The organism is Vibrio sp. SG41-7 (genome assembly GCF_014164465.1).
Classification (GTDB): domain Bacteria; phylum Pseudomonadota; class Gammaproteobacteria; order Enterobacterales; family Vibrionaceae; genus Vibrio; species Vibrio splendidus.
In genome coordinates this window covers 1-4,153 of record NZ_JACJFF010000214.1, presented here as the reverse complement: position 1 = coordinate 4,153, position 4,153 = coordinate 1, and the positions used below count along the sequence as shown (strand labels likewise).

Sequence of the window (4,153 nt, the reverse complement as noted above, 5' to 3'; positions counted from 1 at the left end):
GGCATAAAAGCTTTTAACTCAAGTTCCTTAAATATTTGTTAACTTAATTCTTTACTGTTAACGACTTAGTCGACTTTTAGACACCACTCCTATGGATTTAGGAGTGGTTTTTTTTATTTGTAGAGACGCTTTATGCTGGTTGATAAAGCATAAAGGCAACCACCATCGCTAAGCTTCCACCCAAACAACGGTTCACAAACATCATCTGTTTTGGTGATTGCAGTAATTTTTTCAGCATGGTGCCGCAATACGCCCACACCAACATGCACGGTACACCGGTAATCACCATACCCGCGATAATGGTCACTACTTGAATCAAGTAATCTGCATTCGGAGTAATGAACTGTGAAAACACGGTCAATGACGCTATCCAACCTTTAGGGTTTAACACCTGCACCAACACACCTGACATAAAACCTGAACGTTTATCTGTGGTGCTTTCTTCGATTTGCATGTTCGCAATCGACCATGCCATGAACAGCAAATAAGCCGCACCCGCGTATTTCAAAATGTTGTATAGCTCTGGGTAAAGGGTAAATAGGCTCACCAAACCGACACTGGAACCGGCCAGTACGATGATGATGCCAACAGCGTTTCCAGAGATAAAAGGTAAAGTCGCAGCAAACCCATAACGACTTGAAATCCCAAGTAATGCGATATTGCCTGCCCCAGGTGTAATTGCAATTGATGTTGAAAATAGCAAGAACGCCAGCATTAATTGAGAGCTCATTTCCTCTCACTCCTAATAAGTAAAGTATTTATACGGAGAGAGTTTACAGATTCGACTAGGAATTAAATTGCTATATAGGCTAATATTAATCCAAATTTGAGCAAGACTTTTCTAAAAACACCATGAAACAGAAAGAATCCACCAAAGAAGTGTTAGATGACACAGATATCGCCATCTTAGAACATATCCAACAAGACGGACGCATGAGCAACAGTAAGCTCGCAGAGAAAGTGAACCTCAGCGAGACCCCGTGCTGGCGCCGTTGGAAACGCATGGAAGAGACGGGTTATATCGATGGTTACGCCGCGAAGCTAAACCGCAAAAAGCTTGGTTTTCATGTAGCTGGTTTTACTCTTGTGACCTTGGGTAACCATGAAGTAGAAAACACAGAACCGTTTGAAGAGTTTGTCGAAGTAACCGATTGGATTCCTATGTGTCACTGCATTGCAGGTGGTGCCGACTATATGATTCAAGTGCTAGCGAAAGATTTGGAAGAGTACTTTGAGCGTATTAGCTCGATCAGGCGAGTAAAAGGCGTAAGTGCGATTCAGTCGAATATCTCGGTTAAAGAGTTGAAAAACAGCTATAAGTTGCCTCTTGGGGATTAGCTTGGGCTACCATCTACTCAAGACTCTATTAACTCGGGCTTATTTTTACTCAAAGAAAAGATTAATAGACCAAACAAAAAATGCCCAGTCAACGGTTTGTTAACCGGGCACTTAGTTTTTACAAGTGCGTATTAGTTACCCACACCACCTGTTTTCTCAGCTGGTAAATCTGGTGTCACTGGGGGCCACTCTTGGAAGGTTGCTAGATGTTGTTGTACAGCAGCTTGAGCGGGACCAAATGCCCACATTTTCTGCCCCATCCATTTCAAGTACATGCCCGACTCTTCTGCCGCTCGCTCATACGGGTCACGACGTAAGTTAAAGAGTAACGGTGCGTTTAGCTCCTCTTTCGGACCACTCCAGCCATGATTTTGGACCACAAAGTGCGCCTTCCAATCGCCAATACGAACCGCTTGTAGCTTGTCTCGTTCGTAGTAGTAGATCTCTTTACGATTAGACTCACCTTTCTCTGTCAGCATATCCACTTGGTTGTAACCATCAAGGTGCGCTTTAAAGCCATCGTGACCTTTCAGCATTTTCTCTTTAAGATCCGTTGGACCACCAGCCGCAGCAACCAGAGTGGGTAACCAGTCCATACCATTAAAGATGCCATTGCCTACAGTACCTGCAGGAATTTTACCAGGCCAGCTCACAAGTGCAGGAGCGCGAACGCCGCCTTCCCAAGTTGTGCCTTTTTCGCCATGGAATGGTGTCATACCACCATCTGGCCACGTCATGATCTCTGGGCCGTTATCGGCAGTGAAAATGATGATGGTGTTATCGGCAATACCGAGTTCTTCCATTTTCGCCATCATCTCACCAACATGGTCATCAAGATCTTTCATGACCACTTCTTGAAGTCCCCAACCGTTTTGGCCAAGCATGGCTTCGTATTCAGGTGACAGGTGTGTCCAAACGTGACCACGTGATGGACAGTACCAAGTAAAGAATGGCTTATCCGCTTCAACCGCCCTTTCGATGAAGTTGATCGCGTGTTTATTCACTTCATCATCGAGTGTACGCATACGCTCGATCGACAATGCACCATCATCTTCGATCGTTTGACCACCTTTGCCATCTGATCTTGCGTAAATGACATTACGAGGTGCAAAGGCATCCAAAGATCCATCTTTTGGCCAATCTGGATCTTCTGTGTATTCCATTGCATTCAAGTGATACAACCAACCCCAATACTCATCAAAACCGTGCATTGTCGGTAGGAATTCATCTCGATCACCAAGATGGTTTTTACCAAACTGACCCGTAACATAACCCATGGTTTTAAGAATCTCAGGAAGCGTTGGCGTGTCGGCACTTAAACCAACTGGGCCACCCGGTAACCCAACTGAGTGCATGCCTGTTCGAACAGGGAGTTGACCCGTTAAGAATGCAGAACGACCCGCCGTACAAGAGGGTTGAGCGTAATAATCGGTCAGTAGCATGCCCTTTTCAGAGATATACAAGTTGCATATGTGAAAAATGGATAGTTAAAACACACATTCACATTCGTGCTATTTCACATCGAAGATAAGGATATCAATATGGCTAAATGGCGTTACCTACTCGCATCAGCATTAGCTGCAAGTTCAACCGTAAATGCTCAGGAAGCAAGCGCACAAGCGGATACAAAAAAGTGGCAACATAGCTTCGAAATTTACGCGCTCGCACTCAACATCCGTGGAGACAGCACCATTAGTGATTTGTCTGCTGATGTCGATGTTGATCCTGCATTCATCATGGATCATCTTGATATGACCGCAATGGTGCGTTTAGAGGGTATCTATGACAATCAGTGGGGCTATTACATTGACTACAGCTTCATGAAGTTAAGCGGAAAAACAAACTCAGTGTTAGGTAGCAACCTAGAGGTATTAAAAGGCAATCTTGATATCCGACAAGGTGTTTTAGATGTGAAGGGGTTTAAGCGCTACCAATACGATTTTGGCACGATTGATTATCTGTTTGGGCTTCGTTGGTGGGATAACGACATTGATGCCAAGCTTTACGGTTCAGGTGGCAAGCTAAGTACAGACCGATCACTCGATGAAGATTGGGTTGATTACCAAATAGGTGTGAGATGGATAACGCAGATCAATAAGGATTGGAAATTTCACGCAACCATTGATGCAGGGCTTGGCAGTGACACCGACTTTACCTCGTCTCTGTTAACTGGCGTGCGATACCAGATAAACAGTTGGTCTGACTTAAATGTTGCCTACAAATCGACTTGGGTTGATTACGAAAACAAGGGGACCTTTGAATACGATACCGCATCGCAAGGGTTCCTGATTGGTTGGGCTGCTCACTTTTAATCCAATTATCGTAACGTGTTAGAACCTAGGCCAACCCAATATTGCTCATTTGGATTTAATTTCTATTAAAACGTACGCCTCAAATGATTCATACCTCTGGTGGTGCTCTCTATTGCCAGAGGTTTTTCTTCGTGAAACATGCACCGCCCTCCCTCAAGGAAAGCCCATAAAATCATAGAGTAACGCCTGCACATCGTTCATTTAATCTATCTAAAAAATTGTAATTTTAGTTCATGGAAATACAGGTTTATATCTTGAGGTATTTAATCTTCATTTAATCCTTCCCGCCCTATTCGAACAGTGTTTTTTATTTTGAAAATATCGCTAGAATCCTCTCCCGAAATTTACAAACCAGAGTGGAAACAATGAAAAAATTAATGGCTCTTCGACGTTTCAAGTGGATTTCAATATTTCAGCGGCAGGGCTCGCTATCATGTAGATCATGGTGATGAAAGTGGCTGTATTTCTATAGCCTCGAGCCCTCGACCTCGCGGCTTGAAATA

At 43.8% G+C, this 4,153-nt stretch carries 3 protein-coding genes and 1 pseudogene; 2 read left to right on the top strand and 2 right to left on the bottom strand.

All coding sequences use genetic code 11. The annotated features are described in order from the left end of the window. Positions 1-130: 130 nt before the first annotated feature. Positions 131-730, bottom strand: a complete 600-nt coding sequence (locus H5300_RS25735; RefSeq protein ID WP_004736366.1) for a LysE family translocator — start codon at positions 728-730, stop codon at positions 131-133. A 122-nt stretch (positions 731-852) separates the two neighbouring features. On the opposite strand from H5300_RS25735, the gene H5300_RS25730 reads away from it, so the two are divergent. After that, on the top strand, positions 853-1,338 hold the full coding sequence (locus H5300_RS25730; protein WP_004736367.1) for an Lrp/AsnC family transcriptional regulator: 486 nt from the start codon (positions 853-855) through the stop codon (positions 1,336-1,338). Between the two features lie 131 nt (positions 1,339-1,469). Here the strand turns inward: H5300_RS25730 and H5300_RS25725 are convergent. After that, a pseudogene (locus H5300_RS25725) lies at positions 1,470-2,795 on the bottom strand (arylsulfatase); the annotation flags it as partial. Between the two features lie 84 nt (positions 2,796-2,879). Here H5300_RS25725 and H5300_RS25720 point away from each other — a divergent pair. Beyond that, positions 2,880-3,650 carry a DUF481 domain-containing protein gene (locus tag H5300_RS25720; protein WP_004736378.1) on the top strand — a complete coding sequence of 257 codons (771 nt, stop codon included), beginning with the start codon at positions 2,880-2,882 and terminating at the stop codon, positions 3,648-3,650. Positions 3,651-4,153: the final 503 nt, after the last annotated feature.